The sequence below is a fragment of the Paucibacter aquatile genome (genome assembly GCF_002885975.1).
Classification (GTDB): Bacteria; Pseudomonadota; Gammaproteobacteria; order Burkholderiales; family Burkholderiaceae_C; genus Paucibacter_A; species Paucibacter_A aquatilis.
On sequence record NZ_POSP01000003.1, the window covers coordinates 531869 to 551459 of the forward strand.

The window sequence follows — 19591 nt, forward strand, 5'->3', positions numbered from 1 at the left end:
GCATGAGTCGCAAGCCCCATGCCGGCCCGCTGCAGCCGGCCCGCATCGATTTTTCCGACCCGCTGGCGCCCCTGGCGCCCGAGTATGGCGATGTCTATCACAGCCGCGCCGGCGCCCTGCCGCAGTCGCGCCATGTGTTCCTGGGCGCCAACGGCCTGCCCGGGCGTTGGGCCGGGCGCGAGGAGTTTGTGATCCTGGAGACCGGCTTCGGCCTGGGCAACAACTTCCTGGCCACCTGGGATGCCTGGCGCCAGGACGCGGCGCGCTGCCAGCGCCTGGTCTTCATCAGCATCGAGAAGCACCCGCTGCAAGGCGAGGATCTGCAGCGTGCCCACGCTGACAGCGAGCTGCCCGAGCTGGCTGCGGCCCTGCACGCCGCCTGGCCCCCGCTGACGCCGGACCTGCACCGCCTGAGCTTCGAGGGCGGGCGTGTGCAGCTGCTGCTCTGCCTGGGCGATGCCCGCGCCTGGCTGCGCGAGCTGGTGGCCGAGGTGGACGCCTTCTACCTCGACGGTTTCAACCCCAAGCAGAACCCCGAGATGTGGGACGCCTACCTGCTCAAGGCCCTCGGCCGCCTGGCCGCGCCGGGCGCCAGCGCCGGCACCTGGAGCGTGGCGCCGCAGGTGCGCGAGGGCCTGGCAGCGGCGGGCTTCCAGGTCGAGCGCCAGCGCGGCTTTGCCAACAAGGGCGGCATGTGTGTGGCGCGTTATGCACCGCGCCATCAGCCGCAGAAACCCGCCGGCCGCCTGGCCCTGGCGCCGGGCGCGCGCCGCGCGCTGGTCATCGGCTCCGGCCTGGCCGGTGCGGCCTGCGCCTGGGCCCTGGCGCAGCGCGGCATCCACTGCACGGTGATCGATGCGCATGCAGCGCCGGCCCAGGCCAGCTCGGGCAACCCCGGCGGCCTGTTCCACGGCACGCTCAACCCCGACGACGGTGTCCATGCCCGCTTCAACCGCGCCGCCGCGCTGGAAACCGAGCGGGTGCTGCGCGAGCATGGGGCCGCCCTGCCCTGGCTGCAGCACGGCCTGCTGCGGCTGGAGACCCGGCTGACGCTGGCGCAGATGCAGGCCCAGCTGGCTGGACTGGGGCTGCCGCACGACTATGTGCGGGCGCTGGACACGGCGGCGGCCGTTGAACTCACCGGCCTCGCCCTGCGGCACCCGGCCTGGCTCTACCCCGGCGGCGGCGCCCTGCCGCCTCCGGCCTGGGTGGCCCATCTGCTGGCCGAGAGCGGCGCACAGCTGCGCCTGGGCCACCAGGTCGCGCAGCTGCGGCAGGCCGCCGATGGCGGCTGGCAGGCCTGGGACGAACAAAAGACCTTGATCGGCGAGGCGCCGCTGCTGGTGCTGGCCGGCGGCCACCGGGCGCAGGCCTTGCTGCAAGCCCTGGCGCCTGACTTGCCGCTGCCCCTGCTGCAGCTGCGCGGCCAGCTCAGCCATGTGCCCGAGCTGCCCGCAGCGCTCAACACCCGCATGCGGCCGCGCCTGCCGGTGGCCGGCCTGGGTTATGCCATCGCCGACACAGCCCAGGGCCTGTGGTGCGGCGCCACCAGCCAGGACGGCGATCTCGACCCCGATTTGCGCGAGGCCGACCATGCCCGCAACCTGGCCCAGTTCAGCGAGCTGGCCGGTCTGGCGCCCGACGATGGGCCGCTACAAGCCCAGGGCGGCCGGGTCGGCTGGCGCCTGGCCACCGCCGACCGCCTGCCCCTGGTGGGCGGCCTGCCGGTGCTGGGGGATGGCGCCCTGCCCGACCAGCTGCGCTTCCTGCCCCGGCGGCCCGGCCTTGCCGTTTGCATGGGCATGGGCTCGCGCGGCATCAGCTGGGCCGCCCTGTGCGCCCAGGTGCTGGCTGCCCAGGTAACGGGCGCACCGCTGCCGCTGGAGGCCAGCCTGGTCGAGGCCATCGATCCGGCGCGCTTTCTGCTGCGGGTGCGTCGCCAGGCCGGATCGGCGGCGGCGTGAAGCACGCGCGCTGGCTCAGGTCCGCCCTCCATGCGCCCCAGCATCCGGGTGCCGGCGAGCCACAAACTGAGCGCGGGAGCGCGGGCCTGCTTTAGCATCGGCCCTGTCCAGGCTTCAGCCCGACGTGCCCCATGAGCAGCTCTTCGAGCCCCAACCCACCACTCCCTGCCCAGCCGCCAGCGCATGGGCATGCGCGCGGGCATGGGCTGGGCCTCGCCCCCGAACTTTCGCTGGAGGCCGGCCTGCAGCAACTGCGTGAGCTGGGCACCGGCTTCGAACAGGCTTTTTTTGCCGAGCGTCTGCAGGCCCTCCAAGCCCAAGCCTTGAGCGCAGCACATGAGCTGGAACTGGCCGCCTTCGAGCTGCTCGGCCGCTCGACCGCGCCGGCCGAAGATCCCAAGGAACTGCTGGTTCGGGCCCGCGACCTGCTGGATCAGGCCCAAGCCCAGGAATCCTGGCTCGCTTGCGCCGCCAGTTGGCGAGCCATCCAATGGATCCAGACCCGGCTCAAGCTGCATCATGCCGCGCTGGAAAGTGTGGCCCAGGCAGTCGCGCTCTACGAGAAGGCCGGCCATCCGGAACTGGCCTTGTTGATGCAGGCAGCGCGCTGCCCGGTGCTGTTCATGGCAGAGATGTACCCCGAGCTGCGCGAGGCCTGTGCCAAGCTGCTGCTGGAGCGTGAGCGCTTGCCGGTCGCCACCGTGCAGATGCTGCTCAACAGCGCCGCCTCCGCTGCCTACTACCTGGCCAATGAAGAACCCGAGCCCAGGCTGGCCCACGGTTTTTGGCAGGAATGCCTGCATCTGCACCAGGAAAGCCTGGCCCTCACTGAGCGACATGGCCTGGTCTACGCCGGCTCCCTGGCCCACCTCAACCTCTCTGTCGTGCATGCCACCCTGGGCCAGGGGCAAGCGTGCCGCCAGCACCTGGAGCAGTTGCGCTTCATGGCTGGCGACAAGCCGCTGCCCGCCTCCTGGCAGCTCTGGATGCGCTTGTGCGCGGTGCTGCTGGACTGCCATGAGGCCAGCGGTGGCCCGACCCAGGCCCAGGCCTGGCACGCCCTGCTGGCCGTCGACGCCGAGCTGGCCCAGACCCCGTCGTACAGCGTGGGCCACCGCGATGCCGTCTTGCAGGCCCTGCGCCAGTTCGGCGAACGCTGGGGCTATATGGACCAGGCCTTGCGGGCCGGCCTGACCCAGCTTCAGCAAGAGCGCGAGCGCAAGCGGGAACTGTCTCGGGCCCTGGGCGAAACCGTGCATGCGGTGATGGAGCGACCGCGCCTGCTGCAAGCCAATGCGCAGTTGACCCGCCAGGGCAGCGAACTCGAGCAGTCGCTGGCCCAGCGCAACCAGGAGCTCAGCCATGCCCTGGCCAAGGTGCAGGCCGAGGCCAGCATCCGCGCGGCCGCCGAGGCCGCCTTGCAAAAAGCCCACGACGAGTTGGAGGCCCAGGTGCGCGCCCGCAGCGCCGAGTTGGAGCTGGCCTTGCGCACCCTGATGCGCCAGGAGAAGCAGCTGGCCCTCTCGCGCATGGTGGTGGGCGTGGCGCACGAGATGAACACGCCGCTGGGCAATGCCCGCATGGCCGCCAGCACCATGCAGGACCAGTGCCAGGACTTGCGCGCCCAGACCCAGCTCGGCCAGCTGCGCCGCAGCGAGCTCGACCAGGCCCTGAACCGCTTGCAAGAAGGCAGCGAGCTGGTGGACCGCAACCTGGCCCGTGCCGGCCAGTTGGTCGAGCGTTTCAAGGCCCTGGCCATCAGCCAGCATCAGGAAGCGCCGCAACAGCTGGACCTGGCCGCGCAACTGCGCCAATGGGCCCAGGCCTGGCAGGCCCGCCTGCCAGGCCCAGACTTCCGCCTCGACATCTCGGGCCTGCCCGAGCGGCTGGCCTGGCAGGGCTTTCCGCGTGCCTTGCATGAGGTGCTGGACCAGCTGTTCGACAACAGCCTGCAGCATGGCTGGGCCGGTCGCACCCAAGGCTGGGCCGGGCTGGCACTGAGCCAGATCCGCACGCCGGGCGATGAAACCGAGGAACGCGAGGCCGTGCAACTGCTCTGGCAGGACGACGGGCCCGGCATCCCGGCCGAGCACCTGCCCCATGTGCTGGAGCCGTTTTTCAGTACCCGCCTGGGTCAGGGCGGCAGCGGCCTGGGCCTGAGCACGGCCCACAGCCTGGTCTGCGAACTGATGGGCGGGCGCCTGGAGCTGCAAAGCCCGCCCGGCCAGGGTTGCCAGGTGCGCATCACCCTGCCGCTCTCGCTCAGCCGGCCGTCAATCGGCGGCAGCCCAACAGCGGCAGGGATGAGCGGGCGTTCAGCGCTCTCCTCAGCATCCTGCCTCGCCCCCCCGGAGCCCAAGCCGTGAATGCAAGCCCGCCGTCTCGCCCAGCTCAGATCGCTGAACGTCTGAAGCAGCTTCGGCACAGCATGGTGGGCTGGCTGGATCTGCAAGCCCTGGCCGAGCTGCAGGACTTGCTGCGCCAATCACCCAGCAGCTCTGAAGCGGTCGAGATCGAGGCTTACACCCTCCTGCTGGACCTCAATACCGAAGCCCCGAAGGCTTTGCGCGCCCTGCAGCGCTGCCAGGAGTTGCTGAACCTGGCCCAGGCCCTGCAGCACCCGCTGTGCGAAGCTGCGGTCTGGCGGGTGATGCAGCTGCTGCAGAGCTTTTTGATGCTGCACCCCGCCGCTCTGCACAGCGCAGGCATGGCCGCCAAGCTGTACGCCGACGCGGGGGAACATGAGCTTGAGCAGATGATGCTGGAGTCGCACAACTACGTGCTCTTCCATGCGCAGATGTACGAAGAGCTCTACGCGTCCTGCCAGTCCCAGCTGCCCCGCGCGCGCCAGAGCCGCAACGTTTTTTGCTGCCGGCTGATTTGGGGCGCGGCCAGTGCAGCCTACACCTTGGGCATGCGTTGCCCGCAGTTGCAGCAGCGTGAGGAATGGTGGCGGCAAGCACGAGAGCTGCATCTGGAAGCCTTGGCGCTGAGCCAAACGCTGCAGCAAACCATGATGGAGGCGATCAGTTTGCTCAACCTGGCCGTGGTGGAAGCCAGTCTGGGCCAGGTGCCGGCAGCGCGGGCCTACCTCGATCGCATCGGGGCGCTGACGCATCTGGACGCACACCGCCCCGGCTGGGAGGCCTGGTTTGGCCTGGCCCAGGCCTTGATCGAACTGCACGAACCTCGCAACAACGCGGCCCAAGAAGAGGCTGCCTGGGGCGGCCTGCTCGCCACCGCACGCCGTCTGCTCGACGGCGGCCTGAACCACGCCGCAGCCGCCGAAGCCGCGCTGCGCACCATCAACCACCTGGGCCGCCAGCGCAATCGTCTGGACGATGCGTTATGGGCCATGGAGACCTTGCTCGACCAACAGCTTCAAGCCCGGCAAGCCCTGGCCCAGAACATGTCTGACACCCTGAGCGTTGCACTTGAGTTACCGCGTCTGCGCCAGGAAAAAGACCGCTTGATGGAACAAGGTTTCGCGCTCGAACAGTCTCTGGCCCAGCGCAACCAGGAGCTCAGCCATGCCCTGGCCAAGGTGCAGGCCGAGGCCAGCATCCGCGCCGCCGCCGAGGCCGCCTTGCAAAAAGCCCACGACGAGCTGGAGGCCCAGGTGCGCGCCCGCAGCGCCGAACTGGAGCTGGCCCTGCGCACCCTGATGCGGCAGGAGAAGCAGCTGGCCCTCTCGCGCATGGTGGTGGGCGTGGCGCACGAGATGAACACGCCGCTGGGCAATGCCCGCATGGCCGCCAGCACCATGCAGGACCAGTGCCAGGACTTGCGCGCCCAGACCCAGCTCGGCCAGCTGCGCCGCAGCGAGCTCGACCAGGCCCTGAACCGCTTGCAAGAAGGCAGCGAGCTGGTGGACCGCAACCTGGCCCGTGCCGGCCAGTTGGTCGAGCGTTTCAAGGCCCTGGCCATCAGCCAGCATCAGGAAGCGCCGCAACAGCTGGACCTGGCCGCGCAACTGCGCCAATGGGCCCAGGCCTGGCAGGCCCGCCTGCCAGGCCCAGACTTCCGCCTCGACATCTCGGGCCTGCCCGAGCGGCTGGCCTGGCAGGGCTTTCCGCGTGCCTTGCATGAGGTGCTGGACCAGCTGTTCGACAACAGCCTGCAGCATGGCTGGGCCGGTCGCACCCAAGGCTGGGCCGGGCTGGCACTGAGCCAGATCCGCACGCCGGGCGATGAAACCGAGGAACGCGAGGCCGTGCAACTGCTCTGGCAGGACGACGGGCCCGGCATCCCGGCCGAGCACCTGCCCCATGTGCTGGAGCCGTTTTTCTGCACCCGCCTGGGTCAGGGTGGCAGCGGCCTGGGCCTGAGCACGGCCCACAGCCTGGTCTGCGAACTGATGGGCGGGCGTCTGGAGCTGCAAAGCCCGCCTGGACAGGGTTGCCAAGTGCGCATCACCCTGCCCCGGTTGCCGGCCGCGGCGCCTGTGCCCGCTTGGCCCGATCATTCGGCCCAGCCCGACTGAGCGCGCATGGCCCGCTGCCAGGGCCGCCTTTCGCACATATCCCGTGCATGGTACTCAAAAGGTGCGCGCACCAGCCGATAAGCCAGAGGTGAGGCCTGTGGCCCCCTCTTTCGCTCGCTTGTGCGGCAGCCAGGGCTCACCCCACCCCCAAGGATCAGGCTTTTCAATGACTTCAACATCTCCAACCTCCCTCAAGGGCCGCTCCATCGGTCAACGACTGGGCGCTGTACTGAGCCTCGTCTTGCTGATCTCCTCCGCGGGATCGGCCCTGGGCTACTGGGCGCTGCACAAGGTGGCGGTCGAGTCCGAGGTGATCCACAAGGAAGCCCTGGTGGCCGAGCGCGCCGCCACGGACTGGTATCGCAACATCACCAACGGCGTGAACCGCACCAGCGCCATCGCCGTCAGTGCCGACGCCAGCCTGGCCGACTTCTTTGCCGCAGGCGCCGCCGAATCCACCAAGCAATCGGGCGAGCTGCAAAAACGCCTGGAAACCCTGCTGACCTCGCCCAAGGAACGTGCCCTGTTCGAATCGCTGTCAGAAGCCCGCAAGGCCTATCTGAGCGCCCGGGACGCGGTCACCGCCGCCAAGAAAGGTGGGGATTCAGACGGCGCGCGCCAGCTCTTCGACAGCAAGTTTCAACCCGCCGCGGCGCATTTCCAGGAGCAGATCAAGGCCATCGTGCAGTTGCAGCGGGAGCAGCTCGATGCAGCGGCGCACCGCATCGAGTCGAACAACAGCACGGCCCGCACCGGCCTGATCGTCTTCGCCCTGTGCGCAGCCGCCGCCGGCGCCGGCCTGGCCCTGTGGCTGACTCGCTCGATCACCAGGCCTCTACAAGAGGCGGTGGGCGCGGCCGAGGCCATTGCCAACTTTGACCTCAGCCACCCGATCCCGGCCGGCGGCGCCGACGAAACCGGCCAGCTGCTGAACTCGCTGCGCCTGATGCAGGCCTCGCTGCTGAAGCTGATCGGCGAGGTGCGCAGCTCCACCGACAGCATCAGCACCGCCAGCGCCGAGATCGCCACCGGCAACCATGACCTGTCCGCCCGCACCGAGCAAACCGCCTCCAATCTGCAGCAGGCTGCGGCCTCGATGATGCAGCTGACCGGCACGGTCAAGCAGACGGCCGAATCGGCCAGCACCGCCGACCAGCTGGCCGGCAGCGCGGCCGAGGTGGCGCAGCGCGGCGGCACCGTGGTGGGCCAGGTGGTCAGCACCATGGAAGAGATCAGCAACAGCTCGCGCCGCATTGGCGACATCATCGGCACCATCGATGGCATCGCCTTCCAGACCAACATCCTGGCGCTGAATGCGGCTGTGGAAGCCGCCCGAGCCGGTGAGCAAGGCCGCGGCTTCGCGGTGGTGGCCAGCGAGGTGCGCTCCCTGGCCCAACGCTCGGCCGAGGCCGCACGCGAGATCAAGAGCCTGATCGGCGCCAGCGTCGAACGGGTCGAATCGGGCACCCGCCTGGTGCAGGACGCCGGCAGCACCATGGGCGAGATCGTCGCCAGCGTGCAGCGCGTGTCCCACATCATTGGCGAGATCAGCGCCTCGGCGCGCGAGCAAAGCGATGGCATCCACCAGATTAATGCCGCCGTCACCCAGCTCGATCAGATGACCCAGCAGAACGCGGCCCTGGTCGAGGAATCGGCCGCCGCAGCCGAGAGCCTGCGCGATCAGTCCTCGCGCCTGGCCGAGGCCATCGGAGTGTTCCGCCTGGAGCGCAGCGGCGCTGCACGGCGCCACTGACACCGAGTCCGGAACCTGGGCCCGAGCGAGGCCCAGGCACAAAAAAGCCGGTCGCGATGCGCCGGCTTTTTTTTCTGCTGCGAGCCCGAATCGGCGAATCAGAAGCTCAAGGTCTTCACGCCTTCCGAGGTGCCCAGCAGGCAGACCTGGGCGCGGTTGCGGGCAAACACACCCACGGTGACCACACCGGGCCATTGGTTCACATCGGCCTCAAACGCGACCGGGTCGCTGATTTTCAGGCCGGTGACATCGAGGATGTGGCAGCCGTTGTCGGTGACCACACCGGCGCGCAGCGTCGCCACGCCGCCCAGGGCCGCAAAGCGGCGGGCCAGCTGGGCAGCAGCCATGGGGATGACCTCGACCGGCAGCGGGAACTTGCCCAAGGTCTGGACCAGCTTGGATTCGTCAGCGATGCAGACGAACTTCTGCGCCAGATCGGCGACGATCTTCTCGCGTGTCAGCGCCGCGCCACCACCCTTGATCATGTGGCCGCCGTGATCGATCTCATCGGCGCCGTCGATGTAGACGCCCAGGCCCTGGACCTCGGCCGCGTCGAGCACGGCAATGCCCAGGGCCTTCATGCGTTCGGTCGAACGCACCGAGCTGGACACGGCGCCCGCCACCTGGATGCCGCTGGCGGCCAGGGCATCGATGAACTTGTCGACCGTCGAGCCGGTGCCCACGCCGACGATGCTGCCGGGCTCCACATACTGCAAAGCGGCTTGGCCAACCAGGGTCTTGAGTTCGTCTTGGGTCATGGTGCGTCGGGGAGTCAAAAAAGGAAGGAGAAGCAGCGCAGCGAGGGTTGCGCTCCAAAGCCCGCATTATCGATCACGCTCGCGGCCCCCCCTGGCCCGGCAGCAGAGCACGGCCCCAGAGCCTGGCCAGGGTTGCGCCTTGGAACGCAAACCCCTCCGGGAAAAATACTGTTTGCATATACAGCTGTTTGTTTATACAGTTGCCGCAACGCTGCGACGGAACACGCGATGTCCGCATCAGCAGCCAAGCCCAAGCAAGCCCCCTGGAGCCCTGACGATGAACCTGAGCCGCCCCACCGCCGCACACACCACCCAGCCTTCGAGCGCAGCCCCCATCCCTGTTCAAGCGCAAAGCGCAGGCGAGGCCTCCACCCTGCCCAGCTGGGTCGCTCGCACCAGCCTGGAATCGGGCCGCAAGCCAGCACACCGGCGCGGGCATGGCCACGCCGGCCAGGAGCGTGCCGGTGTCTCGGCCGCCCTGCGTGCGCTGCGCGACCCGCAGTCCTGGATCACGGCCATCGCCGTGCTGACCCTGGTGGGCCTGAGCGGTGGCGCCTTCGAGGCCGAAGACAGCCACAGCGAGCGCAGCGCCATTCATCTGCACAGCGGCATGACCAACGATGCCGTGGTCGCCGAACTGAGCAGCAGCCAGCGCTGAAGCCGGGCCCGAAACCGAGCTCGAAGTCCAGCCCGAGTTCTACCGGGCTCGGCATGCCGCGCTGAACTGAGGCGACGCTGTGCAGCGGCGCAAGCTCGATGACCTTCGGCGGGGCTGTCAACGCCTCAGGCGGCGTAGAACTTGCCGTGGAAGCCGTAGGTGACCCAGTACGGCAGCCACACCCGGGCCAAGGGGCCGGCGCTGAGCGCCTGGGCGTCAAAGACGCTGGCAAAACTTCGCTGGCGGCGGCAGTCATAGCCCAGGCCCAGCAGCCAGCCCTGGCCCTCACCGGCCGCGCCTTGCGGCGTGCCCGGCTTGGGCACCAGCACATGCTCCTCCAGCACCACCTCGGGGCCGAAGGCAAAGCGCTCGCGGCGCCCGGTCTCCAGATCCAGGTGCATCAAGCCGTTGTAGCCCCAGCGTGGCCCCAGGTCCACGGCCGTCGGGTAGTAGACATGGCGGTGGCGCTGGCCGACCACACGCGGGTCGACGACCGGAAACTCAACCGATTCGCTGCGCGACTGCACGCTGATGCGGCCAGGCGCTGAGGGCTGAACGCCCGCCGCACCGGGCGCCGCGGCCCCCATCTGCAAGCGCATGAAACGCGGCTGCGAGCTCTGCGGCGCAGGCCGCTCGCCGCGCATGACCTGCTGCAGCTCCGCATTGGCCTGAGGCAGCGGGCGAGACTCCACATAGTCCAGGTGCAAGGTCTCGGCACCGGCCGCGCCCTCGTCCCAGGCATTGCCGAAGTGAAACACCAGGCTGGCCGGCACCTCGAACACGCGCCGGCGGCTGAAATCAGCCTTGTCGATCACCAGCACCCGGGTCGAGTCCTGCGCCTGCCAGCGCATGGAATCCAGCATGCTCTGGCCGCCGCGCACGGCCGCCATGTCCAGCTGGATCGGCGGCAGCAGAAAGACCAGAAAGCGCTGAGACATGGCGAAGTCGTGGACCATGGGCACGGGCACCGGTGACTCGAAGACCTCGCTGCGCACCACCTGACCCCGGGCCGAGATCTGGTAGACCGCCATGCGATCGCCGGCCGTGCCGAAGTTCCAGACCGTGCCGTCCGGCTCCACCTTGGGGTGGGCCGAGAACGGCATGCCGGCCAGCTCAGGCGACCAGACCCGTGGGCCACGCGTCGCCAGGGTTTGCGGGTCCAGCTCGTAGGCGCTGCCGCCTTCCCACAGGGCATGGAGCCGGCCGTTGAGCAAGATCACGCTGGTGTTGGCCACATTGAGGCTGTCGGAGTTCTGGATGGGCATGCGCGGCGGGATGGCCGTGCCGAAGGCCGGCAGCAAGAAGCGCCCGGCTTCCGCCTCGGCCTTGAACTTGCGCGTCTGCACAAAGCGGGCCTTGTGCGCCACTTGGCCGCGGCCAGCGCTGCCGCCGAAGGTCCAGGCCTGCACCAGGCCATCGCCATCGAACCAATGGCGGTAGCGCTCCTCACCGCGGGCCATCAGGCCCGGTCCGTTGCGGTAGTAGGTGCCGCGCAAGCCGTCGGGCAGGCGGCCTTCAATCTGCAGATCGCGGGCGTCCAAATCCTGGCCACGCAAGCCCTGCAGCGGCAGCAACTCCGGCGCCCCGCTGGCGAATGCCGCCGCACCCAGGCCCTGGGCCATGGCTTCTTGCAGCCCCGTCCAAGCGAGGCCAGTGGCGGCACCGAACTTGAGCCAATCACGTCTTTGCAGGGTCATCGTCATCGCGTCCACTCCTTGCGCGCTGCGCCAATTCACATCACTTCAAGGACACGCTCAGGCGTGCACCGGCCACCACCTCGAACTGCGCCGCCTCGAACTTGGGCGGGCCGAACATGCCGGTGGCGTTGTTGGAGAAAGCAAAAGGCTCGATCGGCAGGCGCATGGCGTTCATGTCCAGGCGGCCATTGCCGTTGAGGTCGTGCGCCACGTTCAGAGCCAGGCGGCCGAGCGGCAGAGCCGCCAGCTTGATCACCAACCGCCCATCTTTTTGCGCGCTGGCCGGAGCGCTGGCCACGGCCACCGGCTTTTTGAGCCAATCCTCGGGCGAGGCGAACACGCTGACCAGGATCTGGCCCTCGCTGCTGGCGATGCCGCTGAGTTCCAGCTCCATGTCGACCGCTGCAGCCGGCGCAGCGACTGCGCTGACCGGTGCATCCGCGGCCAGGGCCGACAGGCTGCCGCTGCCGCTGAGCACGAGGCCGGCCGCAGCCAAGCCGATCAGTCGGCGCGCCGCAGCGGCCGGGCGGTGGAAGGAAGTCTCTTTGTTCATGGCAGGACCTTTTCGGGTTCAGTGAGTGGCGATGACTGAACTCTAGAAAGCCCCGCGCTGGCGTCCCAGCGCCTTGCGACCAAGTGAAGCCACGCAGCGCCAGCGGCGGCCGGCGGGCGCGAACGGAAGCGAGCTGAGACGAACCCAGGCCCATGAAAAAAAGGGCGACCGCCAGCGGTCGCCCTCGATTCAGTTCGGACGCGTTTTGGCCCGGGGGCCTGCCCGCTCAGCCGCGCCGCGCGCGCACTGCCGCCGCCAGCTCGCGCAGCAGGGGCTCGGTCTGCGACCAGCCCAGGCAGGCGTCGGTGATGGAGACGCCGGGCAGCAGATCCTGCTTGGTCTGGCCCTCGGCCAGGTCCTGCCGACCCGGCTGCAGATGCGATTCGATCATCACACCGGTGATGCGCTGCTCGCCACCCGCGATCTGCGCCGCCACATCGCGGCCGACATCGATCTGGCGCTCGAACTTCTTGCTCGAATTGGCGTGCGAGAAGTCCACCATCACCTGCTCGCGCAGGCCGGCGCCGCGCATGGCTTCGCAGGCGGCAGCCACCGACGCCGCGTCGTAATTGGGCGCCTTGCCGCCGCGCAGGATGATGTGGCAATCGTCGTTGCCGCGGGTCTCAAAAATGGCGGCCGCGCCCATCTTGGTCATGCCCATGAAGGCATGGCTGGCGCGGGCAGCCAACACCGCATCGCTGGCGACCTTGATGCCACCGTCGGTGCCGTTCTTGAAGCCCACCGGGCAGGACAGGCCAGAGGCCAGCTGGCGGTGGCTCTGGCTCTCGGTCGTGCGCGCGCCAATGGCGCCCCAGGACACCAGATCGCTGATGTACTGCGGCGACAGCAGATCCAAAAACTCGGTGCCGGCCGGCAGGCCCAAGGCCGTCACATCAAGCAGCAGCTTGCGCGCCAGGCGCAAGCCTTCGTTCATGTGGAAGCTGCCGTCCAGGCGCGGGTCGTTGATGTAGCCCTTCCAGCCGACCGTGGTGCGCGGCTTCTCGAAGTACACGCGCATGACGATCAGCAGGTCCTTCTGCAGCTCGGCGCGCAGGTCCTTGAGCAAGCGGGCGTAGTCCATGGCCTGGTCGTGGTCATGGATGGAGCATGGGCCTACCACCACCAGCAGGCGGTCATCACGGCCGTGCAGCACATCGCTGATGTCGCGGCGCGCCTGCTCGACCAGCTGCAGCGAGCTGTCCGGCGGCGGCAACTCATCCAGCAGCAGGGCCGGCGAAATCAAGGGGCGGACGGCGCCGATGCGGGTGTCGTCGGTGCGGGTGCTGTCCTGCGTGCTGGCATCGCCAGCATCGCTGCGGCGGCCGATTTCGCGGTCCTTTGCGGGGTTGTCGAGAGACTGCATGGCTCAAACTCCAAGAAACATTGCAGGCATTATCCGTGCAGGCCAAACCGCTGGTCCTCCGGCACGGCCCAATGGCCCGGTCTGGACCACGGGCTGGCGCCAGGTCTGGACGGGCCTACCCAAAAGCCAGCCCAGCCCTGCCCCGCCCCTCTGCGACAATTCGCGGCTATGCCTCTGATCCCCTACGCCCTCACCCGCCCTTTTCTGTTCGGACTGGACCCCGAACATGCCCATGAGCTGACGCTGGGCGCCATCGCCCGGCTGCAGAACACACCGGCGCAATGCCTGTGGTCGCAGCCGCGCATCGCCGATCCGATCGAGCTGGCCGGGCTGAAGTTCCCCAACCGCATCGGCCTGGCCGCCGGCCTGGACAAGAACGGCCGCTGCATCGACGGCCTGGGCGCCATGGGCTTCGGTTTCATCGAGGTGGGCACGGTCACGCCCAAGGGCCAGCCCGGCAATGACAAGCCGCGCATGTTCCGGCTGCCCGAGGCCGGCGCCTTGATCAACCGCCTGGGCTTCAACAACGAAGGCCTGGCCAGTTTCCTGGCCAATGTGCAGCGCGCGCACAGCTTCCGCGCGGCCGGCGGCCTGCTGGGCCTGAACATCGGCAAGAACGCCGTCACCCCCATCGAAGAGGCCGCCAGCGACTACCTGCTGGGCCTGGACGGTGTGTTCCCGCATGCCGACTACATCACCGTCAACATCTCCAGCCCCAACACCAAGAATCTGCGCGCCCTGCAAAGCGACGAGGCCCTGGACGCCCTGCTCGGCCGCCTGCAGGAACGCAAGCTGCAGCTGGAAGCGAGCGCCAAGCGCCAGGTGCCCATGTTCGTCAAGATCGCGCCCGATCTGGACGAGGAGCAGGTCGCCGTGATCGCCCAAACCCTGCAGAAGAACGGCATCGACGGCGTGATCGCCACCAACACCACCATCTCGCGCGAGGCGGTCAAGGGCCTGGCGCATGCCGAGGAAACCGGTGGTCTCTCAGGCCGGCCGGTGTTCGAGGCCAGCAACCGCGTGATCCGCCTGCTGCGCTCGGCCCTGGGTGGCAACTACCCCATCATCGGCGTGGGCGGCGTGATGAGCGGCGAAGACGCCCGCGCCAAGCTGCAAGCCGGCGCCGACCTGGTGCAGATCTACACCGGCCTGATCTATCAAGGCCCGGCCCTCGTCCGCGACTGCGCAGCAGCCATGGCCCGCGTCTGAACGGGCGCAAGCCATGGCCATCGAAATCGAACGCAAATTCCTGGTCCTCGGCGAGGCCTGGAAAGCCAGTGGCCCCGGTGAATTCATCAGCCAGGGCTATCTGAACCGCGACCCCGCACGCACGGTGCGCGTGCGCATCAAGGGCGAACAGGCCTGGCTGACCATCAAGGGCCGCAGCGAAGGCGTGGCCCGGGCCGAGTTTGAGTACCCGGTGCCGGTGGCGGACGCGCGCGAGCTGCTGGCCCTGTGCGAAGGCCCGCGGGTCGAGAAGATCCGCCGCGAGATCAGCCACGCCGGCATGCTCTGGGAGGTGGACGAGTTCCTCGGCGACAACGCCGGCCTGGTGGTGGCCGAGATCGAGCTCAGCGAGGCTGACCAGGCCTTCGAACGCCCCGACTGGCTGGGCCAAGAGGTCAGCCAGGACCCTCGCTATTTCAACTCGGCGCTCAGCAATTTGCCCTTCTGCCGCTGGTGAACCCCGCCAGGCCGGCCACGCCGATTCATCGGGTTAGTCCCGAGATGCAGCGAAACCACGTTTGCATCCATTCTTTCGTTTTGCGCGCATTCCGTACAAGCCGCCTGCGCTGAGTTTCACGACCATGGCGCTCCGTCATCCCCTGGTTGGGCCACCCGCTCGACCGCAACCGATGGAGCATGCCCATGAAGCATTGGAACCCACTCACCCTGTCCATCCCTGGCGCCGCTCTGGCGCTGTTTGCCGTCACCGCGCAGGCCCAAGATCTTCTGCTGCGCCTGTCTGCCGACGCCAGCCTCGGCACCACCAGCCTCGACATCAGCCACGCGCAGCGTGGCAGCTTTGCCCAGCCCGGCGCCCGGCAGAAACCGCGCGAGGGTGAACTGCTCGTGATCGGGCGCAATGCCCAGGGGCAGGAGTTGTTTCGCCGCGCCGTGGCCAACCCCAGCCGCAAGACGGCCGAGATCTTCAATGAAACGACCGGTCAGATTGAGCTGTCTCGGCCCTTGGCCGCACGGGGCGCGATTGAGCTGAGCGTGCCGGAGCCCGCCCAACTCGCCAGCCTTGAGCTGAGCGAGTACCGCAGCCAAGCGGGCCTGAGCGCAACGCCGGGCCGACGCCTCAGCCGCAAGGAGTTGGATGCCTTGGTTCAACGCAGCGCCCAGCAGAACACCTTGGCAGCGACCGCCGTGCCCACCGGCAGCACCCTGCTGTGGGAAAGCGGCAGCAGCGCTCAGCGCATGGACATCGTCATCATCGGCGACGGCTTCACCCGCGCTGAAATGCCGGCCTGGCAAACCGCGGCCCAGCGGGTGTCGGACGGCATCCTGGCCGACCCGCTGTTCGCCCGTTTCAAGGGTGCGCTGAACATCCGCCGCGTTGACATCGAGAGCGCCCAGTCGGGCGTGAGCGAAGGCGGCGTGGTGCGCAACTCGGCGCTGGGCAGCCAACTGGGATGTTTCAACATCGCGCGCCTGGTGTGCACCGACGAGGCCAAGGTGCTGGCGGCCGTCTCGGCCGTGGCACCGGCCAATGGACGCGATGTGATCATCGTGCTGGTCAACAGCCCCACCTATGCCGGCGCGGCCAGCGGCAATATCGGCGGCTTCTCCTTGCACCCCCAATCCATCGAGATCGCCCTGCATGAGATCGGCCATGCGGCATTCCAGTTGGCCGACGAGTACGACAACGGCACCTGCGACACCAGCAGCGAGCCCCGCGCCGCCAACGTCACCCGTGTGGCCACACGCAACGGGGTCAAATGGGCGCCGCTGATCGCCGCCACCACGCCGGTACCGACCAACCCGGGCTCGGTCAGCAATGGCACGGTGGGGGTGTTCCAGGGTGCCGACTATTGCCCCAGCGGCAAGTACCGGCCGACCGAAACCTCGCGCATGCGCGCCCTGTCCAACCCCTGGCATGCCGTCAATGAAGCGCGAGCCAAAGCGGTGTTCGACAGCTACACCGGCGGCGCTGGCGACGCCCTGCCCGTGATCAGCAGCCAGCCGCGCAGCGTGACGGTCAATGCCGGCCAGAGCGCCAGCTTCAGCGTCAGCGCCAGCGGCAACGGTTTGAGCTATCAATGGCGCAAGAACGGCACGGCCATCGCCGGCGCCACGGCCGCCAGCTACAGCACGGGGCCCACCAGCCTCAGCGACAACGGCGCGCAGTTCAGCGTGCTGGTCAGCAACAGCGCCGGCAGCTTGAGCAGCGCGGCCGCCACGCTGACGGTCAGGAACAGCGATGCCGTACCGCCCAGCATCAGCACGCAGCCGAGCAATGTCAGTGTCAGAGCGGGCAGCCCAGCCAGCTTCTCGGTGACCGCGGCCGGCACCGGGCCGCTGAGCTACCAGTGGCGCAAGAACGGCAGTGCCATCGCTGGCGCCACAGCGGCCAGCTACTCGATCGCCGCCGCCGCCAGCGCCGACAACGGCGCGCAGTTCAGCGTCACCATCAGCAACAGTGCCGGCAGCGTCACCAGCGCCAACGCCACCTTGACCGTCACGTCGGACAACAGCGGCAGCAGCACCGTGAACGGCACGCTGGCGGCTGGTGCCAGCCTGACCTACCCCAGCGGCAGCCCGGGCTACCACCAAAGCAGCGCCGGGGGCAAGTTCAGTGCCACGCTCAAGGGCCCGGCCGGGGCCGACTTCGACCTCTACCTGTACAAGTGGAACGGCAGCGGCTGGGCCGTGGTCGCCAAGTCGGAGGGGCCGGACGCCAACGAGGCCTTCAGCTACAACGGGACAGCCGGCTATTACTACCTGCAGCTCAGCTCTTACGCAGGCAGCGGTGCGTTCACGCTGAGCTACACCCTGCCAAAGTAAGGCATTAGCTCACCACACCACGTCCCTTCGCCCACCCGCTGCGTTCGTTCCCGGCCGCAGCGAGGCCGGCCCTGCCTCGCCCGTGCTGAAGCTCCGGCGAATCAGCCCGGCGCAGGCAGCAGCGCATGCGCCCCGCGTGCGAGGCGCCCACCTTCGTCACCGGCTTGTTCTCAAGCAGAAAGAGGAGACCCACATGAAACAGACCTTCCGGCAATGGACGCTGTCCTTGCTGGCCGCACTGGCGCTGAGCGCCTGCGGCGGCGGCAGCCTTCAAGACCGCCCAAGCGAAAACGGCATCAGCCCCCAAGCGAGCAACATGCCCCGTGCCAAAGCCACGGCTGCCACCGCGGGCGCGTCGGCCGCCCCCAAGCAAGGCATCGTGCTGGACGACATCGACAAGGGCAGCTTCTGCTATAGCGAGCCCATCAATTTCAGCGCCGATGTCAGTGATCTGAAATCAGCCTACCAGTCCAACAACTGGCTGCAAACCATCACCAGCGTCTACGGCCGCCGCTGGCCCAGCGGCAAGGCCCTGGCCACCGCTCAAGCCAATGATCAGTACTTCAAGGGCTTTGTCGATACCAGCAGCTTCAACAAGCTGGCCGAGTCCCTGATGGTGGCCATCCACGAAGAAACCCATATGTGGGATCTGGCGGCCGAACGAACGCAATGGAACAACTACAGCTCGTCCTGGATTGACGAGCAGACGCAGTTCCTCAAGTTCAATCTCTACGACAGCGACGGTGGCTTTGCGCGCAAGGAGATCTTGAGCCTGATCACCGATGACGCTTCGTCCGAGACCGACGAGGTCTATCTCAAGAACGCCCAGCAAGGGGAGTACCACCTGCAGGGCGTCACGGCCGAGCTCAATGCCAGCTTGATGGGCCTGCCGGCGGCGGCGGCAGTCGGTGAATTCATCGACGGCATCGGCGCCAGCAACTCACGTGACCTGGCTTTGACCAACACCAGCTATCTGCAGCTGTACCTTCGCGTGGCCAAGTCCAAGCACAACGCCTACTACAACAAGCTCAAGAGCGACCCCACGCTGCGCAAATGGGTCTTGGTGCAGTTTCTGCGCAATGCCTACCACATGAAGCAATCGGATCGCTGGGCGGCCAAGCTGGGCAGCGCCAAGGTGCCGCGCCTGATTGCGCGTGTCTATGCTGCGGAGAATCTGGCCATTCTGGAAGACTTCACCGGCTACACCCTGCCCAAGACCATCGACAGCGCCTGCATGGGCGCCGCCGGAGCACCCGTCATCAACAGCCAACCCCAGAATGTGGTGGCCAACATCGGCCAGACGGTCAGCTTCAGCGTTCAGGCCAGTGGCTCAGGCCTGAGTTACCAGTGGCGCAAGAACGGCGTCAACCTGGGCAGCAACAGCAGCTCCGCCAGCTACATCATCAATGCGGTGCAAGCCAGCGATGCCGGCAGCTACAGCGTGCTGGTCAGCAACTCGCTGGGCTCGACCAGCAGCAATGCCGCCTCCTTGACTGTCAACCCGGGCAGCGAGATCCGCATCAGCATCACGCCGGCCTCGGTCACGCTCAGTCCCGGCGGCAGCCAGCAGTTCAGCGCCACGGTCAGCGGCAGCAGCAACACCGCCGTCACTTGGCGCGTGCTCGATACCGGCGGCGGCAGCATCAGCAGCAGCGGACGCTACACCGCACCTCAGACGGCTGGCAGCTACCGCATTCAGGCCAGCAGCGTGGCCGATGCCAGCAAGACCGCACAAGCCACCGTCACTGTCAGCGCTGCCAGCACAGCACCGGTGATCAACAGCCAACCCCAGGCCGTCAATGCCGTCGCAGGCTCCACCGCCAGCTTCTCGGTGCAAGCCAGCGGCAGCGGCCCGCTGAGCTACCAGTGGCGACGCAACGGCACAGCCCTGAGCGGCGCCACCGGCTCCAGCTACACCACCCCGGTGCTGAGCCTGGCCGACCATGGCGCCGTGTACAGCGTGGTGGTCGGCAATGCGGCTGGTTCGGTCACCAGCGCCGGCGCCACACTCAGTGTCAGCGCCGCTGGGGGCGGCACCACCGTGACCGGCTCACTCAGCGGCGCAGGCGCCAGCGCCACCGTGCCAGGCGGCAGCCCCGGCTATCTGCGAACGACAGCCCGCGGTCTTTTCAATGCCCAGCTCAGCGGCCCCGCGGGCAGCGATTTCGATCTCTACCTGTACCGCTGGAACGGCAGCAGTTGGGCCGTCGTGGCCAAATCTGAGGGTCCGGCCTCCAGCGAAGCCTTGAGCTACACGGGCGCGGCCGGCTTCTACTATTTCCAGATCCAGTCCTATGCGGGCGGCGGCGCCTACAGCTTGACGTACAGCGCACCCAAGTGAGTTCGCGCGC

Annotated in this window: 13 protein-coding genes; 9 read left to right on the forward strand and 4 right to left on the reverse strand. The window is 68.1% G+C overall.

The genetic code is table 11. The features are described 5' to 3' along the window. Positions 1 to 2 precede the first annotated feature (2 nt). The 4 genes from mnmC (at position 3) to C1O66_RS05620 (ending at position 8200) form a co-directional block, all read left to right on the forward strand. Positions 3 to 1964, forward strand: coding sequence for an FAD-dependent 5-carboxymethylaminomethyl-2-thiouridine(34) oxidoreductase MnmC (gene mnmC / locus C1O66_RS05605; protein WP_102766983.1), 1962 nt, complete (start codon positions 3 to 5; stop codon positions 1962 to 1964). A gap of 131 nt (positions 1965 to 2095) precedes the next feature. Continuing rightward, positions 2096 to 4330, forward strand: coding sequence for a sensor histidine kinase (locus tag C1O66_RS24255; protein WP_102766984.1), 2235 nt, complete (start codon positions 2096 to 2098; stop codon positions 4328 to 4330). Beyond that, positions 4327 to 6447 carry a sensor histidine kinase gene (locus C1O66_RS05615; protein WP_133155111.1) on the forward strand — a complete coding sequence of 707 codons (2121 nt, stop codon included), beginning with the start codon at positions 4327 to 4329 and terminating at the stop codon, positions 6445 to 6447. Before C1O66_RS24255 ends, C1O66_RS05615 begins: the two co-directional genes overlap by 4 nt. 241 nt (positions 6448 to 6688) lie before the next feature. After that, positions 6689 to 8200, forward strand: coding sequence for a methyl-accepting chemotaxis protein (locus C1O66_RS05620; protein WP_349497393.1), 1512 nt, complete (start codon positions 6689 to 6691; stop codon positions 8198 to 8200). A 98-nt stretch (positions 8201 to 8298) separates the two neighbouring features. On the opposite strand, the gene rpiA is transcribed toward C1O66_RS05620, so the two are convergent. Continuing rightward, a complete protein-coding gene (gene rpiA / locus C1O66_RS05625; protein ID WP_171827963.1) occupies positions 8299 to 8958 on the reverse strand; it encodes a ribose-5-phosphate isomerase RpiA in 660 nt (219 codons plus the stop codon). A 277-nt stretch (positions 8959 to 9235) separates the two neighbouring features. Here rpiA and C1O66_RS05630 point away from each other — a divergent pair, with 277 nt between their 5' ends. Continuing rightward, positions 9236 to 9616, forward strand: a complete 381-nt coding sequence (locus tag C1O66_RS05630) for a hypothetical protein (protein WP_102766988.1) — start codon at positions 9236 to 9238, stop codon at positions 9614 to 9616. Positions 9617 to 9741: 125 nt separating this feature from the next. On the opposite strand, the gene C1O66_RS05635 is transcribed toward C1O66_RS05630, so the two are convergent. The 3 genes from C1O66_RS05635 to C1O66_RS05645 form a co-directional block, all read right to left on the reverse strand. Then, positions 9742 to 11319 carry a carotenoid oxygenase family protein gene (locus C1O66_RS05635; RefSeq protein ID WP_133155112.1) on the reverse strand — a complete coding sequence of 526 codons (1578 nt, stop codon included), beginning with the start codon at positions 11317 to 11319 and terminating at the stop codon, positions 9742 to 9744. 34 nt (positions 11320 to 11353) lie between these two features. Continuing rightward, positions 11354 to 11866: a DUF2141 domain-containing protein gene (locus tag C1O66_RS05640; protein WP_102766990.1), complete on the reverse strand. Its 513-nt coding sequence runs from the start codon at positions 11864 to 11866 to the stop codon at positions 11354 to 11356. Between the two features lie 226 nt (positions 11867 to 12092). Beyond that, on the reverse strand, positions 12093 to 13229 hold the full coding sequence (locus tag C1O66_RS05645; RefSeq protein ID WP_102766991.1) for a 3-deoxy-7-phosphoheptulonate synthase: 1137 nt from the start codon (positions 13227 to 13229) through the stop codon (positions 12093 to 12095). Positions 13230 to 13397: 168 nt separating this feature from the next. Here C1O66_RS05645 and C1O66_RS05650 point away from each other — a divergent pair, with 168 nt between their 5' ends. The 4 genes from C1O66_RS05650 (at position 13398) to C1O66_RS23850 (ending at position 19581) form a co-directional block, all read left to right on the forward strand. After that, positions 13398 to 14438, forward strand: coding sequence for a quinone-dependent dihydroorotate dehydrogenase (locus C1O66_RS05650; protein WP_102766992.1), 1041 nt, complete (start codon positions 13398 to 13400; stop codon positions 14436 to 14438). 13 nt (positions 14439 to 14451) lie between these two features. After that, on the forward strand, positions 14452 to 14913 hold the full coding sequence (locus tag C1O66_RS05655; RefSeq protein ID WP_102766993.1) for a CYTH domain-containing protein: 462 nt from the start codon (positions 14452 to 14454) through the stop codon (positions 14911 to 14913). A gap of 185 nt (positions 14914 to 15098) precedes the next feature. Next, a complete protein-coding gene (locus C1O66_RS05660) occupies positions 15099 to 17240 on the forward strand; it encodes a M64 family metallopeptidase (RefSeq protein ID WP_165794495.1) in 2142 nt (713 codons plus the stop codon). 193 nt (positions 17241 to 17433) lie between these two features. Further along, positions 17434 to 19581, forward strand: a complete 2148-nt coding sequence (locus C1O66_RS23850; protein ID WP_165794496.1) for an immunoglobulin domain-containing protein — start codon at positions 17434 to 17436, stop codon at positions 19579 to 19581. Positions 19582 to 19591: the final 10 nt, after the last annotated feature.

What these genes read in the sequence shown, in the direction of transcription:
- mnmC (WP_102766983.1), top strand. Translation starts at nt 3, where the DNA reads ATGAGTCGCAAGCCCCATGCCGGCCCGCTGCAGCCGGCCCGCATCGAT.
- C1O66_RS24255 (WP_102766984.1), top strand. Translation starts at nt 2,096, where the DNA reads ATGAGCAGCTCTTCGAGCCCCAACCCACCACTCCCTGCCCAGCCGCCA.
- rpiA (WP_171827963.1), bottom strand. Translation starts at nt 8,958, where the DNA reads ATGACCCAAGACGAACTCAAGACCCTGGTTGGCCAAGCCGCTTTGCAG.
- C1O66_RS05630 (WP_102766988.1), top strand. Translation starts at nt 9,236, where the DNA reads ATGAACCTGAGCCGCCCCACCGCCGCACACACCACCCAGCCTTCGAGC.
- C1O66_RS05635 (WP_133155112.1), bottom strand. Translation starts at nt 11,319, where the DNA reads ATGACGATGACCCTGCAAAGACGTGATTGGCTCAAGTTCGGTGCCGCC.
- C1O66_RS05640 (WP_102766990.1), bottom strand. Translation starts at nt 11,866, where the DNA reads ATGAACAAAGAGACTTCCTTCCACCGCCCGGCCGCTGCGGCGCGCCGA.
- C1O66_RS05645 (WP_102766991.1), bottom strand. Translation starts at nt 13,229, where the DNA reads ATGCAGTCTCTCGACAACCCCGCAAAGGACCGCGAAATCGGCCGCCGC.
- C1O66_RS05650 (WP_102766992.1), top strand. Translation starts at nt 13,398, where the DNA reads ATGCCTCTGATCCCCTACGCCCTCACCCGCCCTTTTCTGTTCGGACTG.
- C1O66_RS05655 (WP_102766993.1), top strand. Translation starts at nt 14,452, where the DNA reads ATGGCCATCGAAATCGAACGCAAATTCCTGGTCCTCGGCGAGGCCTGG.
- C1O66_RS05660 (WP_165794495.1), top strand. Translation starts at nt 15,099, where the DNA reads ATGAAGCATTGGAACCCACTCACCCTGTCCATCCCTGGCGCCGCTCTG.
- C1O66_RS23850 (WP_165794496.1), top strand. Translation starts at nt 17,434, where the DNA reads ATGAAACAGACCTTCCGGCAATGGACGCTGTCCTTGCTGGCCGCACTG.